The 15979-nt window shown below is 47.4% G+C and carries 15 protein-coding genes; 5 read left to right on the top strand and 10 right to left on the bottom strand.

Translation table 11 applies throughout. The features are described 5' to 3' along the window. Positions 1-27 precede the first annotated feature (27 nt). The 6 genes from licH to H2R00_RS16395 all read right to left on the bottom strand — a co-directional run bounded on the left by licH (position 28) and on the right by H2R00_RS16395 (position 6363). Positions 28-1356, bottom strand: a complete 1329-nt coding sequence (gene licH, locus H2R00_RS16420) for a 6-phospho-beta-glucosidase LicH (RefSeq protein ID WP_182069848.1) — start codon at positions 1354-1356, stop codon at positions 28-30. Continuing rightward, positions 1356-1685, bottom strand: a complete 330-nt coding sequence (locus H2R00_RS16415) for a PTS lactose/cellobiose transporter subunit IIA (protein ID WP_020453402.1) — start codon at positions 1683-1685, stop codon at positions 1356-1358. The genes licH and H2R00_RS16415 overlap by 1 nt, the downstream gene beginning before the upstream one ends. A 15-nt stretch (positions 1686-1700) precedes the next feature. Then, positions 1701-3053 (bottom strand): PTS cellobiose transporter subunit IIC, encoded by a 1353-nt coding sequence (gene celB / locus H2R00_RS16410; RefSeq protein ID WP_154996668.1) that lies wholly within the window; start codon positions 3051-3053, stop codon positions 1701-1703. 14 nt (positions 3054-3067) lie between these two features. After that, positions 3068-3373, bottom strand: coding sequence for a PTS lichenan transporter subunit IIB (gene licB / locus H2R00_RS16405; protein ID WP_003186297.1), 306 nt, complete (start codon positions 3371-3373; stop codon positions 3068-3070). 126 nt (positions 3374-3499) lie between these two features. Continuing rightward, complete coding sequence (locus tag H2R00_RS16400; RefSeq protein ID WP_182069846.1) at positions 3500-5446, bottom strand: BglG family transcription antiterminator; 1947 nt, start codon at positions 5444-5446, stop codon at positions 3500-3502. Positions 5447-5772: 326 nt separating this feature from the next. After that, entirely contained in the window at positions 5773-6363 is a 591-nt protein-coding gene (locus H2R00_RS16395; RefSeq protein ID WP_182069844.1) for a DNA-3-methyladenine glycosylase, read from the bottom strand. 221 nt (positions 6364-6584) lie between these two features. Here H2R00_RS16395 and H2R00_RS16390 point away from each other — a divergent pair, with 221 nt between their 5' ends. From H2R00_RS16390 to prpB, 4 genes are all read left to right on the top strand, one after another. Then, positions 6585-7256 carry a GntR family transcriptional regulator gene (locus tag H2R00_RS16390; RefSeq protein ID WP_003186304.1) on the top strand — a complete coding sequence of 224 codons (672 nt, stop codon included), beginning with the start codon at positions 6585-6587 and terminating at the stop codon, positions 7254-7256. A 75-nt stretch (positions 7257-7331) separates the two neighbouring features. Continuing rightward, positions 7332-8447 carry a citrate synthase gene (gene mmgD, locus H2R00_RS16385; RefSeq protein WP_182069842.1) on the top strand — a complete coding sequence of 372 codons (1116 nt, stop codon included), beginning with the start codon at positions 7332-7334 and terminating at the stop codon, positions 8445-8447. Between the two features lie 35 nt (positions 8448-8482). Beyond that, positions 8483-9922, top strand: coding sequence for a bifunctional 2-methylcitrate dehydratase/aconitate hydratase (locus H2R00_RS16380; protein WP_182069840.1), 1440 nt, complete (start codon positions 8483-8485; stop codon positions 9920-9922). Between the two features lie 12 nt (positions 9923-9934). Next, positions 9935-10852, top strand: coding sequence for a methylisocitrate lyase (gene prpB / locus H2R00_RS16375; RefSeq protein ID WP_154996678.1), 918 nt, complete (start codon positions 9935-9937; stop codon positions 10850-10852). Between the two features lie 43 nt (positions 10853-10895). On the opposite strand, the gene H2R00_RS16370 is transcribed toward prpB, so the two are convergent. From H2R00_RS16370 to H2R00_RS16355, 4 genes are all read right to left on the bottom strand, one after another. Continuing rightward, the gene (locus H2R00_RS16370) at positions 10896-12089 is read right to left on the bottom strand and encodes a chromate transporter (RefSeq protein ID WP_182071103.1); all 1194 of its coding nucleotides are present in this window, start codon (positions 12087-12089) and stop codon (positions 10896-10898) included. Positions 12090-12101: 12 nt separating this feature from the next. Next, complete coding sequence (locus H2R00_RS16365; RefSeq protein WP_020453412.1) at positions 12102-12410, bottom strand: PadR family transcriptional regulator; 309 nt, start codon at positions 12408-12410, stop codon at positions 12102-12104. Positions 12411-12561: 151 nt separating this feature from the next. Next, positions 12562-14274, bottom strand: coding sequence for an ABC transporter ATP-binding protein (locus H2R00_RS16360; protein ID WP_182069838.1), 1713 nt, complete (start codon positions 14272-14274; stop codon positions 12562-12564). Positions 14275-14388: 114 nt separating this feature from the next. Then, positions 14389-15051 carry a rhamnogalacturonan acetylesterase gene (locus tag H2R00_RS16355; RefSeq protein WP_182069836.1) on the bottom strand — a complete coding sequence of 221 codons (663 nt, stop codon included), beginning with the start codon at positions 15049-15051 and terminating at the stop codon, positions 14389-14391. A gap of 317 nt (positions 15052-15368) precedes the next feature. Between H2R00_RS16355 and bslB the strand changes: the two genes are divergently transcribed. Beyond that, positions 15369-15953, top strand: a complete 585-nt coding sequence (gene bslB, locus H2R00_RS16350; protein ID WP_154998743.1) for a biofilm surface layer hydrophobin BslB — start codon at positions 15369-15371, stop codon at positions 15951-15953. The last annotated feature ends 26 nt before the right edge of the window (positions 15954-15979 follow it).

The raw sequence follows: 15979 nt of genomic DNA, 5'->3' as shown, positions 1-15979 counted from the left end.
GACACACCGGAACCTCAAATCTATTCCCTATGCTTCTACAGATCTAAAAAACTGCGGAAGATGCTGTTTATGCGCTTCAAGCATTTCGTCCAGTATTTGTTTCGCAATTTTGTCGGACGGAACGAGCGGGTTGATTGTCATGGCCACAAGTGCGGTGTTGTAATCGCCTGTAACAGCCGCTTCAGCCGCAACGCGTTCGAACGATTTGATTTGCTGGACAAGACCTCTCACGGTGACAGGCAAATCTCCGACCGCGATCGGTTTCGGCCCGTTTTTCGTCATGACACAGTTGACTTCCACTGCGGAGTCATCCGGAATGCTCGCGATCGCTCCATTATTCATCGTATTGACAGGTTGAATGTCGTGCTTGTCATTGTAAATCGAGCTGATCAAGTTGCAGGCGGCATCACTGTAATATGCGCCGCCGCGCTTTTCAAGCTGGGGCGGTTTGATCGCCAGCTCCGGATCTTTATACAGCTCAAACAATTCCTTTTCAACTTGCTGAACGACCTCTGCACGCGTTCCTTCCGTTTTTGAAGCCTCCAGTTCATGTTCAAGCATTTCCTGTGTTTTATAGTAGTAGCGGTGGTAGCCGCACGGAATCAGGCCAAGGCCGCGGATAAAGTCCGGTTCCCACGATTCTCCGGAGATATTTTTCATCGTCATCGCATTTTCAGGATCTGCCATCGCTTCGATCACTTTGTCTTTGACACTGACGCCGTCAAGGAAAACGTCGAGTCCGAACACCATATGATTTAATCCTGCAAACTGAATGTCTATGCGGCTTTCATCAACATCGAGTGCTTTTGCAACCCCCATCTTCATGCCGATCGGCACATTGCAGAGCCCGACGACTTTTTTCAAATTTGAATAGCGGAGCAGCGCTTCGGTCACCATGCCTGCCGGGTTGGTAAAGTTGACAAGCCACGCGTCAGGACACAGTTCTTCGATGTCTTTTGCAATCTCAAGGATGACCGGAATGGTGCGAAGCCCTTTGAAAAGACCGCCCGGGCCATTTGTTTCCTGACCGATCACCCCGTATTTTAATGGAATTCGTTCATCTTTTGCTCTCGCTTCGAGCAAGCCGACGCGGAATTGCGTCGTGACAAAATCAGCGTCTTTTAAAGCCTCCCTGCGGTCGAGCGTCAGATGGACTTCGATCGGGACGCCTGCTTTTTCGACCATTCGCTTCGCCAGCGTGCCGACGATATTGAGTTTTTCCTCCCCTTCCGGTATATCGACGAGCCAGAGCTCGCTGACCGGAAGCTCGTCATGCCGTTTGATTAATCCCTCGACAAGCTCGGGCGTATAACTCGAACCTCCGCCAATTGTTACGATTTTCAATCCTTTTTTCATCAATTGACACCTCCGTGGACATTCATTTTTTCATAGAGCTCGACAATCTCCGCGGCCAAATCTTTCATGGTCATCGCATTCATTAAATGATCTTGGGCATGAATCATGAGCAGTGAAGGTTCGGTTTTCGCCCCCTTCGCTTCATTTTGGATCAAAGCTGTCTGAAAGTGATGCGCCTTGATCAGTTCTTCGTCAGCTGCCCGGATCTTTTCTTTTGCAGCTGCGAAATCTCCCTTTTTAGCTTCGGCTATCGCTTCCATGCAAAAGCTCCTGCCGTTTCCTCCGTGAAGGATAATTTGAAATATCGTTCGTTCCAATTCCTCGGACATCTTGGCACCCCTTTTCTATACACTGACCTGTTGACCGTCGGTTGCGGCCGTTCCGGCCTCCAGTTCGCTCTCTTCTTTCAGCTTTTGTTTATCCCACATTCTAAAGAACGGATAGTATATGACAAACGAGATCAACAGGTTAATCAGCTGCATGACCGCTCCGGAAATTTTTCCTCCTGTTGCCAAATAGCCGGAGAAACCGGGCGGCATCGTCCACGGCACGGCAATCCCAGCCGGCTTCGCGACAAGACCTGTGCTCATTCCAATATAGGTTGCCGTTATCATTAGCAGCGGCGACACGATGAACGGAATCAACAGCATCGGATTCATGACGATCGGCATGCCGAAAATAATCGGTTCGTTGATGTTAAAGACAGCGGGACCGATGGCGAGTCTGCCGAGCTGTTTCATTTGCTTGCTTCGCGCCCTAAGAAACATCGTAATGACCAAAGCCAAAGTAGCACCGCTGCCGCCGATGTTAATCCAAATCTCAAAAAACTGCGTCGTAAATATGTTCGGGAGCGCTTCACCGGCTTGGAAAGCGAGACGGTTTTCGTCCATCGCACCGTACCAAATCGGCGACATCACTCCGCCGACAATGTTTGCTCCATGGAGGCCGCAGGACCACAGCAGCATTTTCACGGTTTCGGCTATAAGGCTTCCGCCGAGACTGCCTCCAAGGATGGAAAGAGGTGTGCCTAAAAGTACGTTGACAACATTATGAAGGCTTTCAAACGGCGTCATTTCAATTAAAAGGCGCGCCACCCAGATCGAGCCGATAACGGCGAATCCCGGAATCAGAGCGATAAATGATTTGCTGACAGCCGGCGGTACGCCGTCCGGCATTTTGACGACAATATCCTTTTGAACGACCCAGCGGTAAACCTCAGTGGAGAACATCGCGATCAGCATGCCGACAAACAGACCTTTGCTTCCCATTAATGAAATCGGGATGCCGCCCGACACTAAAATTTCCTCTGTTGCGCCTTCAGGTGTGAACGGAATCTGGTATGGGGTCGCAAGCAGAAAAGCTGCTACGGCAATGGCGCCCGATGACAGAGCATCAATATCGTATTTTTCCGCCAGGCGGTACGCGATACCGAACGTGGCGATCAGCGCCATAATGTCAAAGCTGACATTAACCGGGTAGCTTAATTTCTCAGCCCATTGATCGCCGAAAATCCCCGCCATGAATTCCGGATATCCCGGAATCGGCAAATTGGCTAAAATGAGAAACAGCGATCCGATAATGATTAATGGCATGGTCAGAATAATACCGTCTCTGAGAGCCTGCAAATGGCGCTGAGCGGCAATTCTGCCGGCAACCGGCATGACCTTCTCCTCTAAAAACGCATTAAACTTATTCACTTGTGCCGCCTCCTTTAAGAGCCGGCAAGCTGTTCGGCGGATTTTAACACTTCTGCTCCATTACAAGTTCCGTAATGGACCGTATTGATGACATCGACGGGTACACCTTTCGATTCTCCTAATTTTTTTAATTGCGGGAGCATGTAACGGACTTGCGGGCCAAGAAGCAATACGTCGGCTTTATCGATATGATTCTGAACCTCTCCTCCGGAAACGGCCCAGATTTTATAGTCTTTGCCTTGTTCCTCTGCACTTTTTTCCATTTTCGTCACAAGCAGACTCGTTGACATTCCTGCAGCGCAAGCTAATAAGATATTCATGTTCATATGTCCCCCTTTTACGTATCGTGTCTGATCTCTTTTACAGTTCCATCATATAATGAAACCGTTTTCATATACACTTAATGATTTTCCTCAGCGAAGAGGAAAAAAGACAAGGGGACATCTTCATTTAGCATATCGATGAGCCGGCCCGCTTTTTTTGAAGACGGACATAAACTCCCCGTACGTTTTGCATTTCAGAAGCTCCCGGACAATCGCCCTGTCATCTAAAACACGGCCCAAAAATTTGTACATCTCTTGCAAATTTGCTGTATTGTCCTTTTCCACGCAAAGAAGGCAAACGAATTGAACCCTCTTATTCTCCCAGACTATCGGTTTTTGCAGCGTGCAAACCGCCCAAAAAGTCGAATCGGTTTTTGGTGTCATCGGATGCGGAATCGCTACCAGATTGCCGAAGCAAGTGGGCGCAACGGCTTCACGTTCAAAGACGGAGGCTTCAAGCTCCGCGTCTGCAAGCCCCGATTGCGTCACTTTTCCGCACAGAAAGCGGAGGACATCCTCTCTTGAAGACAGACTTTCCTGCAAAAAGACGAGCTCTTTTTTCGTATATGTCGAAGCGATTCCGTCATCTTCGGCAAGCATTTGTTCTATTTTCGTTAAATCTCCCCCTCCCAGTATTGTGTTCACTTGAATCACCGGAATGGGAAGCTCATCGGACAGCGGTATGGTGCTGATGACAAAGTCGAGTGCATGGAGCGACATTAGATTCAGCTTGTAGTAATCAACCGTTCCAAGAATCTCAAGCTTTGAACCGAATGTTGCCCGCAGTCTGTCCTGAAGCAGCATGGCGCTTCCGGCTCCTGACGCACAGACAATCATACAGCGTTTTGAGGGCCTGTTCATGTTTTGTCTTTCCATGGCTGCGCCGATATGCAGGGCGAGATAGCCGACTTCGCTTTCCTGAATGTCAAACCCCGTCTCTTTTTTGATGACTTCACCGGCTTGAATCCCTGCTTCAAATGCGAGCGGATAATTGGCTTTAATTGCATCCAGCATCGGATTTCTGATATTCATGCCGTATCTGCAGCGATTCAAAGCCGGTTTCAGGTGAAGGCCGAGACCGATTTTTAATTCTTTGTCATTTCCAATGCCGAGGGTAAATTTTTGATCGATGGCTTTCATGATCAATTGCGTCAGCCGGTCTGTCTCTTCATCCATCATGTTTTCGATTGTATCGCTGCGAATGGAGGCCATAACCGTCCTTTTCGCGCCAAGCAGATGAATGGCGATGTATGCTGTTTCTTTTTCCGGAAATGCCACTTGCAGCTTTTGTTCAAGAGTGCGGACAATCGCCCTCGCCACTTCATATTCTTTATGATTCATAATCTCCTTTACATCTTTGGAATAAAGAGAAACATGTTTGCCGCTGCGGATACGTTTGCATGCAATGGCGACGTGAATGAGAAGATTGTTTAGTCCGATATCTGAAAGAGAAATTTGTTCTTCGCTTATTTTTTCTAAAATCGTCTGACGGATCATAGCAAGCTCTTCTTTTGGGAGAATGGATATCCGGGTATTCATAATATCAATATCCGTTTCCCGCTTTGGAAAAAGGTGCTCTGCGATGCAGGATCGCAGCTTCATCTCATCTCCCTTCAGCTTAAAGCCATAATTCGGTTTGATCTTCAGTTCAATGTTGTAAGGTTTAAGCCTTTTCTTCACATCTCTCATATCGTTTTGGACCGTCGATTTGCTGATAAACATCTCATCGGCTAAATCTTCAAGTTTGACATACTCCTCAGTTAAGAGAAGCCTTTTTAATAAATAGAGAATACGCTCATTCGGAAAAACGGGAGTAGAAAGCTCTTCATGAAAGGTGTGCTGCAGAAGCTGGCGAAAGAGGCGGTCATTCTGGATGGAGAGCCGATAGCCTGCACCTCTGATCGATTGGACGGCAGCGCCGTTTTTGGAGAGAAGCCGGTCTAATTCTTTCACATCTGACCTGATCGTCCGAGAGGTCACATTTAGCTCATTGGCCAAATATGTGCTTGTTAACGGTAATTCTGCTCCTATCAATTCGCCGAGGATAAGCTTAAGCCGAGCATTGAGCATAGAAAAAGACCCTCCCACTAAGATACTTGAACCGAGAACAAACCCATACACTGAGGTATATTCATTCTTTTTGTGAAATTTGTCTCATAGTTAAGTAAATTCTATTATGGTTGCGCTTTCAAGTCAATTTGGCCTTTCTCCAAGAAAAAAAGCCGGTTTAACCGGCTTTCAGATTCTTTTTCTCTCTTCGGTTTTTGATGATTTTCCATGCGATCGGATAGATGACAGGCGCCCATTTGACGGCGCTTTTAAACATTTTTTTCATGGCTTGGCTCCCTCCTGTTTTTTTACTGTTTTCCCTGATGAACGGGAGCCAAACCTTTTAACTATCTTGAGACATAGCGGTTCCCTTTTATCCAGAATCGCCAAGGGTATTCCCTCGCTTCACCTGAGTTGTCAATGCCAATTCGCGGACCGCTCAAAATGTCCTGGGGTTCATACCCTTTTACAATATAAAGCGGCGGCGCCGTCAGCGGTCTGCCGTAATCGTTCATCGTGATGGAAAGCGCCTTTGTCAGCTTTCCCGGTCCGTTCGTCCAATCGCGCGGTTTCTTTCCGCTCCTTCGCTTCTCCATCAGCGCGAGGCCTTCATGGGGTTCAAGCGCTCTGATCAGCACGGCCTCAGGTTCATCGGCTCCTCCGCTTACAACATTGATGAGTGTGTGGGTGTGCATGGTATACGTATAGACCACGCCGGCTTCATGATACATGATTTCCGTACGTTTCGTCCGGCGGTTGCCGTAGCTGTGCGCCGCTCTGTCCCCGGGTCCTTTATAAGCCTCTGTCTCCACAATATATCCTGAAGCAGGCCCTTCTTCTGTTTCTTTGACGAGAAGACAGCCTAACAGGGATTGGGCGAGTTCAATTGTTGGTTTGTTGTAAAATTCGAGCGGGAGGGGTTCGTGAGCTTGATTCATTTTTGGGTGACCTCCTTTTTGCACAAAGGCGAATCGCCTCTTTGTCGATTGTGATATATTTTACCATTTTAAAAAGACGAAATGCCAGAAAATGAATGCGCCTTGATTGAGATGCTGATCTTCAATTATATTTTTGGTCTTCCGTGGATGACATTGACATATCTGTATTATTGTATACAATAATAATTATATTCTGAAAAAAGGAGGCGAAAGCTTTTTTCATGCACTCTTCAAATCCAGTCAAAAGACAGTCTGCAAGTGATTACGCTTACAACGAATTAAGAACGAAAATCATCGAACTTGAATACCCTCCCTCTGAACAGCTTGCTGAAGACAGTCTTGCAAAGGGTTTAAACATCAGCCGAACTCCTCTTCGCCAGGCTCTTTACCGGCTGGAGCTTGAAGGATTGGTCAGTAAACAGCCGAACGGCCGGCTTCGCGTATGCCCGATTTCGCTCGCTGAAGCTAAAGAGGTTTTTAAAGTGCGCGAAGCGCTTGAAGGACTACTCACTGCCGAAGCCGCACAGCTGGTGACACCGGAGAGCCTTCATCAGCTTGAAGACCGCATCGAACTAATGAAGCTGGCTGCCGTAAAGGGCCGCAAAACAGATACTGTCAAATACGGATCAGAATTTCATTCCATCTTGCACGCCATCAGCACAAATGCAACCGCAAAACGTTTTCTGGATCAGCTTGAAAGCAGGATTGAACGGTATCGCAGAATCAGCGGATACAAAAATCCTGACTACAAACCGTCTGTATCTTTCAATGAACATTTGGACATTTTTAATGCCGTCAAAGAAAAAAACAGCGTTTTGGCAGAAGCCGCCATGCGTTCCCACATTAAACGAAGCTTACGTTCCATTGAAGAAACCCTGGAACGTTCATACTAATCCGCTGAACAGCCAATGCCATTCTCACAGCACGTTTTTGACACAAAAGTTAAAAAACGAATAAGAGGTGGAAAAATGGGCAAACAAGGTGTATTTAAACCGGGATTAGAAGGCGTTATCGCTGGGGAAACGAATATTTCTTTCTTAGATACGGAAGCGGAACAAATCGTCATTAAAGGCTATGATTTAATCGAACTTGCAGAACAAAAAACATATCTTGACCTCGTCTATCTTCTCCTTCAAGATAAGCTGCCAGATCCAATGGAATTAAAAGGAATTGAAAGCGCTTTAAAAAATTCGTATGAACTGCCCGGCGGAATCTATACCATTCTGAAGTCGCTTCCGAATAATACCCATCCGATGGATGCGCTCCGAACCGGGATTTCCGCTTTGGCAGGATATGATCCTGAATTGAATGACAGGTCTCAAGCGGCAAACAGAAGCAAAGCGCTACGCTTGATCGCACAGGTTCCGAATATTACCGCCAACAGCTACCGCATCCTTCACCAGAAAAATATCATTACACCTGATAAACAGCTTTCATTCAGCCAGAACTTTTTATATATGCTGACGGAAAAAGAACCGACTCCCCAAGAAACAGCCGTCTTTGATCAGACATTAATGCTGTACAGTGAGCACGAAATGCCGAACTCCACATTTGCCGCAAGAGTCATCGCATCGACAAACACAGACATATACGGTGCTTTCACAGGCGCTGCAGCATCGCTTAAAGGACATTTGCACGGCGGTGCGAATGAAGCGGTGATGTACATGCTGCTCGAAGGAGAAACAAAATCCGGCTTCTGCAAGCTGATTGAGCATAAGTTAAGCAAAAAAGAAAAAATCATGGGCTTTGGGCACCGCGTCTATATGAGAAAGATGGACCCGCGTGCAGCCTTGCTGAAAAAAGCGCTCTATTCGCTTTCTCATAAAACCGGCAGACAGGATTTATATGAGATGTGCGATGCCGGCGAAAAGCTGATGCGCGAAGAAAAAGGCCTTTATCCGAACCTCGACTACTATGCGGCTCCGGTCTATTACCTGCTCGGCATACCGATCGATCTCTATACTCCGATATTCTTCGCGGCACGGTCGGTCGGTCTAAGCGCGCATGTCATTGAACAGCACGAAGATAACAGGCTGTTCCGCCCGAGAGTTCACTATACCGGACCGCGTCATCTTCATCCATAGTTCGCTTTGATTCAGAAAGAAGGGAGATAGATATTATGAAAACAGAAAGTCAAACGCTCCAAAATTGTGATCAATTGCTGGAAGAGATCGCCGACTATACGGTAAATGCCAAGATTTCAAGCGAAGAAGCAATTGAAACCGCCCGTTACGTCTTAATGGATACACTGGGCTGCGGCATTTTGGCGCTCAAATATCCGGAATGCGCCAAACATCTCGGCCCGATTGCCCCGGGTACGGTCGTCCCGAACGGCACCCGCGTCCCGGGAACGCAATTTGAGCTCGATCCTGTTCACGGCGCCTTCAATATCGGCTGCATGATCCGCTGGCTCGATTATAATGACACATGGCTGGCGGCCGAATGGGGCCACCCGTCAGATAACCTTGGAGCGATTTTAGCCTGCGCCGACTATGTCAGCAGGCAGCGGCTCGCGGCGGGCAAGGAACCGCTCACGATTAACGATGTCTTAACGGCCATTGTTAAGGCTCATGAAATTCAAGGCGTCCTTGCTCTCGAAAACAGCTTAAACAGAAACGGACTTGACCATGTGCTATTCGTAAAAGTCGCCTCCACTGCTGTGGCATGCTCACTATTGGGGGGCACAAAACAGGATGTTGTCAACGCCGTCTCCCAAGCCTGGGTCGATAATTCAAGCCTGCGAACGTACCGCCACGCTCCGAATACCGGCTCGCGAAAGTCCTGGGCAGCAGGTGATGCGACCAGCCGCGGCGTAAGGCTCGCGATGATGACCTTGAAAGGCGAAATGGGATATAAAACCGCTTTGTCCGCTCCAATGTGGGGTTTTCAGGATGTCTTATTCGGCGGAAAAGAATTGACGCTCGCGAGACCACTCGACTCTTATGTCATCGAAAATGTCCTTTTTAAAATTTCATATCCGGCTGAATTCCACGCCCAAACGGCTGCTGAGGCCGCGATCAGGCTTCACCCTGAAGTGAAGGACAGACTAGATGACATCGACCAAATCGTGATCACGACGCACGAATCGGCCATCCGGATTATCGACAAAACAGGCGAATTACACAATCCGGCTGACCGTGATCACTGCCTTCAGTATATAACAGCGATCGGACTGATCTACGGCGATATTACCGCTGACCATTATGAAGACGAAACCGCGCAAAATCCGGAGATCGACAGGCTGCGCGAAAAAATGACGACAGTCGAAAACAAACAGTATTCTACCGATTATCTCGATCCGGAAAAACGCTCGATCGCCAATGCTGTTCAAGTGTTTTATAAAGACGGCACACATTCGGAAAAAATCGCGGTCGAATACCCGATTGGTCATCGGCGCCGCCGCCATGAGGGCATCCCGCTCTTAAAAGACAAATTTATCAATAATTTAAAAACGCGCTTTCCGGCGGGGCAAGCGGAAAGAATCAACGCCCTGCTGAATGATCCTCACCAATTAAGCGGTACACCTGTGCCGGACTTTATGGAATTGTTTGTGATTTAGGAGGTTTTGAATATGTGGATTGTCTCGAAACAATCAACTCAGGAAGAACTGGCCAATGCATTCAGAAAGCTGATGAAAGCGCCTGATATTTTGAAAATACCCGGTGTTCATGACGGGATGGCAGCTATTACCGCAAAAAACATCGGCTTCAAAGCGCTCTATCTCTCCGGGGCGGCCTACACGGCAAGCCGCGGCCTCCCCGACCTCGGAATGATACACTCCCAGGAAATCGCTGAAAAAGCCAGCGAACTTGTGAGAGCCGCAAATCTTCCGCTTTTGGTCGATATCGACACCGGCTACGGCGGTGTCCTAAATGCGGCGCGCACGGCGGCCGAAATGGCTGAGAGCAGGGTCGCAGCCGTTCAAATCGAAGATCAGCAGATGCCTAAAAAATGCGGACATTTAAACGGAAAAACGCTTGTACCGGCAGAAGACATGATCGCAAAAATTAGAGCGATAAAAGAAACCGCCCCTTCGCTCGTCGTCGTAGCACGCACGGATGCAAAAGCAGCGGAAGGGATGGAAGCCGCCGTCAGACGCGCCAATTTATATGCCGACGCGGGAGCCGATGCCATCTTTCCGGAGGCATTAACGAGCGCAGCTGAGTTCCAGGAAATGGCTTCTTCCATTAAAGCGCCGCTCCTGGCCAATATGACCGAATTCGGAAAAACGCCTTATTACACGGCTGACGAATTCCAAATGCTCGGCTGCAGCATGGTTATTTACCCGGTAACTTCCCTGCGCGCTGCCGCGAAAGCTTATGAGCGGGTCTTCGCGGAGATTTTCGAAAAAGGCACGCAAAAGGGTGTGCTTGATGACATGCAGACGCGCGAAGAATTATATGATGCGATTCATTACTACGACTATGAAAAACTGGACGAAAATATCGCCAAAACGGTGCTTCCCGAAATCGGAAAAGAACACCGTTGATACGAGAAAAAAGGCTGCCGAAATTGTCGGCAGCCTTTTCCCCTTACATCAGCTGCATCAACGCACCGCCGGCTGCACCGGCTGCAACGATGATCCACGGCGGGAGCTTCCAGTAGACAAGCAGGCTGAACAAAACTGCAGCGAATGCAAAATCGATCGGCGCCAATATGGAGCTGGTCCAGATCGGATGATAAAATGCGGAAATCAATATTCCCACAACGGCTGCATTCACTCCCATTAAAGCGCCTTTTACTTTAGGATTGCGGCGCAGCGTATCCCAGAAGGGCAGCGTCCCCAGAATCAGCAGGAACGCCGGCAGAAAAATCGCCGCTGTGGCGAGCAATCCGCCTTGCCAGCCGCTGATCACCGCACCAAGATATGCAGCAAATGTAAACAAAGGCCCCGGAACAGCTTGGGCGGCTCCATACCCGGCCAAAAATGCTTCTTCGCTTAACCATCCCGTCGGTACAAATTCCCGTTCTAATAACGGCAAGACCACATGCCCTCCTCCGAAAACCAAAGAGCCCGACCTGTAAAAGCTGTCAAACATAGCAATCCAGCCGGAAGATGTCATTTCCCTGAGCACCGGCAGCAGAATGAGAAGTCCGAAAAACAAGCTGAGACAAACCGCCGCAAACCGGCGCGACACAGGAAACTGCATGACGGCATCATCCGTTTCAACTTGCTCTTTATAGATAAGATATCCGGCAAAAGCGGCGAGCAGGATGACTCCGACCTGTGTAAAAGCTGTCTGCCAGAGAAGGGTGGCGACTAGAGCAAACAGCGCGATCACCTTGCGCCTTTTATCAGGTGTCAGCTTTTGCGCCATACCCATAATGGCATGGGCGACTACGGCTACAGCTACGATTTTCAACCCATGAATCCAGCCGGCTGTCCCGATATCAAAGCCTTGCAGAATCATGGCAAATAATACGAGTGCTATGACAGATGGGAGAGTAAACCCGATGAACGCTAAGATTCCGCCGATGATACCGGCGCGCATCACGCCGATTCCGATCCCCACCTGGCTGCTGGCAGGGCCGGGCAGAAACTGGCATAAAGCGACCAGATCGGCATAGTTTTTTTCGTCCATCCATTTTCTTTTCCGGACATATTCGGCATGAAAATATCCTAAATGGGCGATTGGACCTCCAAATGATGTCAATCCAAGCCTGGTTGAAACGAATAGAACTTCAAGCAGCGACTTCAAGCTTCTGTCCGCTTTATGCTTTGTCATCATTCCACTCCTCTATTCTTTAATTTCTTTAAACAGTTCATATGCTTTCAATCTTGCTTCCTTCAGTACGCTTGCTCCTTTTTCCGTGGTTGAGTAGTATTTTCTGATTTTCCCGTCCACATTCTGTTCTTCTTTTCGAAGAAGTCCGTCAGATTCCATTGAATGAAGGATCGGATACAGCGTTCCCGCACTGATGTTATATCCATGCTCTTTCAATTCCTCAAGCATCCACAATCCGAAAATCGGGTGTTCGCTGGCGTGGTGCAGGATATGAATTTGAATAAATCCTAGAAATAGCTTTCGCAATACCTTATCTTCCAATACCGCACCCCCTTTGACGAAACTCAATATCGAAATCCGATATCGATAGTATATAACGAAAGTGTAGCATCGGTTCTCTCTCTTTTCAAGGTCTTTTGCCCTTAAAAAAGCAAGCCCAAACATGGGCTTGCCTGTTTCATATCATTTACGACTACTGGTACTGTACACGATGAAGATTCGCGAAAATACCGCCGCGCTCAACAAGTTCATCATGTGTTCCTTCTTCTGCGATTCCGTTTTCTGTGACGACCACAATCCGGTCGGCATTGCGGATCGTGGCAAGTCTGTGGGCAATGACAAGCGTCGTCCTGTCTTTTGCGAGTTCTGTCAAAGCGTTTTGAATCACTTGTTCCGTCTCTGTGTCAAGTGCTGATGTGGCTTCGTCCAATATGAGAATCGGCGGGTTTTTTAGAAACATCCTGGCGATTGCGATCCTCTGCTTTTGGCCCCCTGACAGCTTCAGTCCCCTTTCGCCGACCTGGGTTTCATAACCGTCGGGAAGGGACTCGATCAGCTGTTCCAAATGCGCCATTTTGGCGGCCCGCTGAATTTCTTCATCTGTCGCATCCAGTTTTCCGTAGGCAATATTTTCACGGAGCGTCCCCGTAAAAAGAAACACATCCTGCTGGACGATGCCGATTTGCGAACGGAGAGAGCGTTTTGTCATATCGCGAATATCGATGCCGTCAATTGTGATGGCTCCGCCGTCTATATCGTAAAAACGCGGAATCAGCGAGCTGATCGTCGTTTTGCCAGCTCCCGACGGCCCGACAAAAGCAACCGTTTCTCCGGCTGTTATTGACAGATCGATGCCTTGCAGGACAGGTTTATGTTTCTCATAGCCGAACGTCACATTCTTGAAGACGATGTTTCCTTCCAACGCCGTGACATCAATCGCATCTTTGCGGTCGACAATCTGCGGCTTTGTATCGATCAACTCCGTAAACCGCTTAAATCCTGCCATTCCTTTAGGATAAAGCTCCAAAATGGCGCTGATTTTATCAATCGGCTTAAACAACACGTTGACATAAAGAACAAATCCGACGAATTCCCCGTATGACATATTCCCGGAAAAACTGAGCCAAGCTCCGAACACAAGCACTGCCAGAATCATCAGCCGCGTCATCAAAAAGGTTCCGGCAGTCGTGAGAGCCATCGTTTTGTAGCCTTTCAGCTTCGCCTTGCGGAACTTTTGATTGTTCTTTAAAAACCGGGAAATCTCAAATCGCTCATTCGTAAAAGATTGAACGACGCGAACACCTGAAACGCTGTCCTCAACCCTGGCGTTCACATCGGCGATTTCGCTGTACATCTGGCGCCAAGCGCGGTTCATTCTAATATTTGAATAAGTGATTAATATAATCAATAACGGCACAAACAAAACAGCAACCAATGCAAGCTTCACATTAATCGTCAGCATAATCCAAAATGCACCTAAAAAGGTCATCACGGCGATGAACAAATCTTCCGGTCCGTGATGGGCCAGCTCTCCGATATCAAACAGATCATTTGTGATGCGGCTGATGATATGTCCCGTTTTTGTATTGTCAAAGTAGCGGAAAGATTGGCGCTGTACATGTTGGAAAAGCTCCTGGCGCATATCTGTTTCGATGTTGATGCCTAGCTTATGCCCGAGATAATTGACAATGTACTGCAGTCCTGTGCTGAGCAAGTAAATCAGTAAGAGGCCGATGCTTACCCAGACGATTTCAAGCCAGTCTCCCCCAGGAATCAGCGTATCGATGAACCACTGAACGACTAGGGGAAAAGCCAGCTCCAGCAGTGCGACGATGATCGCGCTGCTAAAATCGATGAAAAATAGACGTTTATGAGGTTTATAGTATGAAAAAAAGCGGCGTATCATAGGATGATGTGCACTCCTTTTGAAAATCTTTACGAGATTGATCGTATCACAGTTTGACATCGGAAGTGCAAAAATTTTGAAAAATAATTGAAAATTATTCTCAAGTAGACTTTTTTATAAAGGAATTCCCGCTTCTTTTATTCCCTGCGCAACAAGCTTAGCGATTTCATTTGCCCCAAAGTCGCAAAAGTGCGTGTCATCCCTGGCTCCGTCCGGATAGTTGGGGTGTTCCCCCGGTTCAAGCCATAAAAACAGCTTTTTGGAAGCTTCCGGTCCCATCGATTCGAGCAATTGACGGCTTTTGAAGGCGAGATCGATGAGCGGCACCCGAAGCTCTTCCGCAAGCTGTATCATCGCATCAGGATAGTCGCCATGGGTATTTTTGAACCGGCCATCGCTTTCAAATGATCTTCTCTGGACCGGTGTAATCAGGACCGGATTGGCTTTCTTTAACCGGGCGTCATCAATGTAACGGCGCAAATGCTGCTTGTAAGTTGTGTATGGCTCTGTATAGCGATCATCCAATTTTTGATCGTTATGACCGAACTGGACAAACAAATAATCACCGCTTCGGATCTGTGTCATGATTCGCTCCAGCCTGCCTTCTTCAATAAAGCTTCTAGAGCTTCTTCCTGATGCCGCTTCATTTCGGATCAAAACACCGTCGCTTAAAAACGCGTCAATTTTCTGTCCCCAGCCTGCACGCGGCGCCCTGCCCCCATCATAGTCGCAAACCGTTGAATCCCCGGCCAAAAACAACTGAATGTCTTGCATCATCCATCCCCCTAATCCCTTTTTATTTTATATTAAAACGCCCCTCAAGGAACTGCAACACAATATACATAATTACCCATTTTGTTCTTTATACGACTCCTTTTTATAAAAAAAGGCCAACAATTGACAGAAAACTATCAATTTACACTAATTTTTTTTAGAAATTTATCTAAAAATATTTACTTGTATGGTAAATGATGATAGATTAATTAAACAAGAAAAGGAATATAGTTGATCGCGATCTCGTTTCTACCTTTTCTTGAACATAATAGGACGTCCTCTACTTTAACTTTAACATTGCATTTAGGAGGAACTTATCGATGCTTAAACGAAAATTCATTCGCAAAATCAGTGTTGGTCTATTAGCTTCTGCAGCATTGTTTTCATTTATCATTCCTACCCAAGGGGCAAATGCTCAAGAGGTGAAAACAAATCATTTTAGAGGACCGATCTTTTGTCCGCCGCCATTCAAGCCGTCACCTAAGCCGCAGCCGCCTCAAAAACCGCAGCCGGATAATCCGCAACCGGATAACCCGACTCAGAAGCCTGTGCTTGAAGCAAAAACCATTAACAGCAATAAAGAGTGGTCAACTTCAGACATTGAAATTACTTATAGACCAAACGCGTTTGTCGGTTCAAGCTATGTTGAATTTCATTTCCCGTACCGTTTTCATGCAAGCACAAGAGATACACTAAATGGAAAAACGCTTGACTATACACAAATTTTAAATGACGGACAAACGGTCCGTGTCCCTGTCTATGCTTTAAGCTCTTCTGAGTTCAAACTGGTCATGGTCCGGAAAACGCTTCCAAACGCAGGCACTCACAGAATTACTGCTGAACTGCAGCAAAATGGAAAAAACATCAACCATGCTGAAACAACTTTGGAGATTGTTCCTCGTTAAACCAATGTTCGGCCTGCCGGCATGAA

Source organism: Bacillus haynesii (assembly GCF_014042035.1).
Taxonomy (GTDB): domain Bacteria; phylum Bacillota; class Bacilli; order Bacillales; family Bacillaceae; genus Bacillus; species Bacillus haynesii.
Note: the sequence above shows the minus strand (reverse complement) of the source record. Positions and strands in the feature narration are given on the sequence as shown.

Coding starts and splice junctions, on each gene's coding strand:
- licH (WP_182069848.1), bottom strand. CDS start 1,356: ATGAAAAAAGGATTGAAAATCGTAACAATTGGCGGAGGTTCGAGTTAT.
- H2R00_RS16400 (WP_182069846.1), bottom strand. CDS start 5,446: ATGCTCAATGCTCGGCTTAAGCTTATCCTCGGCGAATTGATAGGAGCA.
- H2R00_RS16360 (WP_182069838.1), bottom strand. CDS start 14,274: ATGATACGCCGCTTTTTTTCATACTATAAACCTCATAAACGTCTATTT.
- H2R00_RS16380 (WP_182069840.1), top strand. CDS start 8,483: ATGAAAACAGAAAGTCAAACGCTCCAAAATTGTGATCAATTGCTGGAA.
- H2R00_RS16370 (WP_182071103.1), bottom strand. CDS start 12,089: ATGACAAAGCATAAAGCGGACAGAAGCTTGAAGTCGCTGCTTGAAGTT.
- H2R00_RS16390 (WP_003186304.1), top strand. CDS start 6,585: ATGCACTCTTCAAATCCAGTCAAAAGACAGTCTGCAAGTGATTACGCT.
- bslB (WP_154998743.1), top strand. CDS start 15,369: ATGCTTAAACGAAAATTCATTCGCAAAATCAGTGTTGGTCTATTAGCT.
- prpB (WP_154996678.1), top strand. CDS start 9,935: ATGTGGATTGTCTCGAAACAATCAACTCAGGAAGAACTGGCCAATGCA.
- H2R00_RS16415 (WP_020453402.1), bottom strand. CDS start 1,685: ATGTCCGAGGAATTGGAACGAACGATATTTCAAATTATCCTTCACGGA.
- licB (WP_003186297.1), bottom strand. CDS start 3,373: ATGAATATCTTATTAGCTTGCGCTGCAGGAATGTCAACGAGTCTGCTT.
- H2R00_RS16355 (WP_182069836.1), bottom strand. CDS start 15,051: ATGATGCAAGACATTCAGTTGTTTTTGGCCGGGGATTCAACGGTTTGC.
- H2R00_RS16395 (WP_182069844.1), bottom strand. CDS start 6,363: ATGAATCAAGCTCACGAACCCCTCCCGCTCGAATTTTACAACAAACCA.
- mmgD (WP_182069842.1), top strand. CDS start 7,332: ATGGGCAAACAAGGTGTATTTAAACCGGGATTAGAAGGCGTTATCGCT.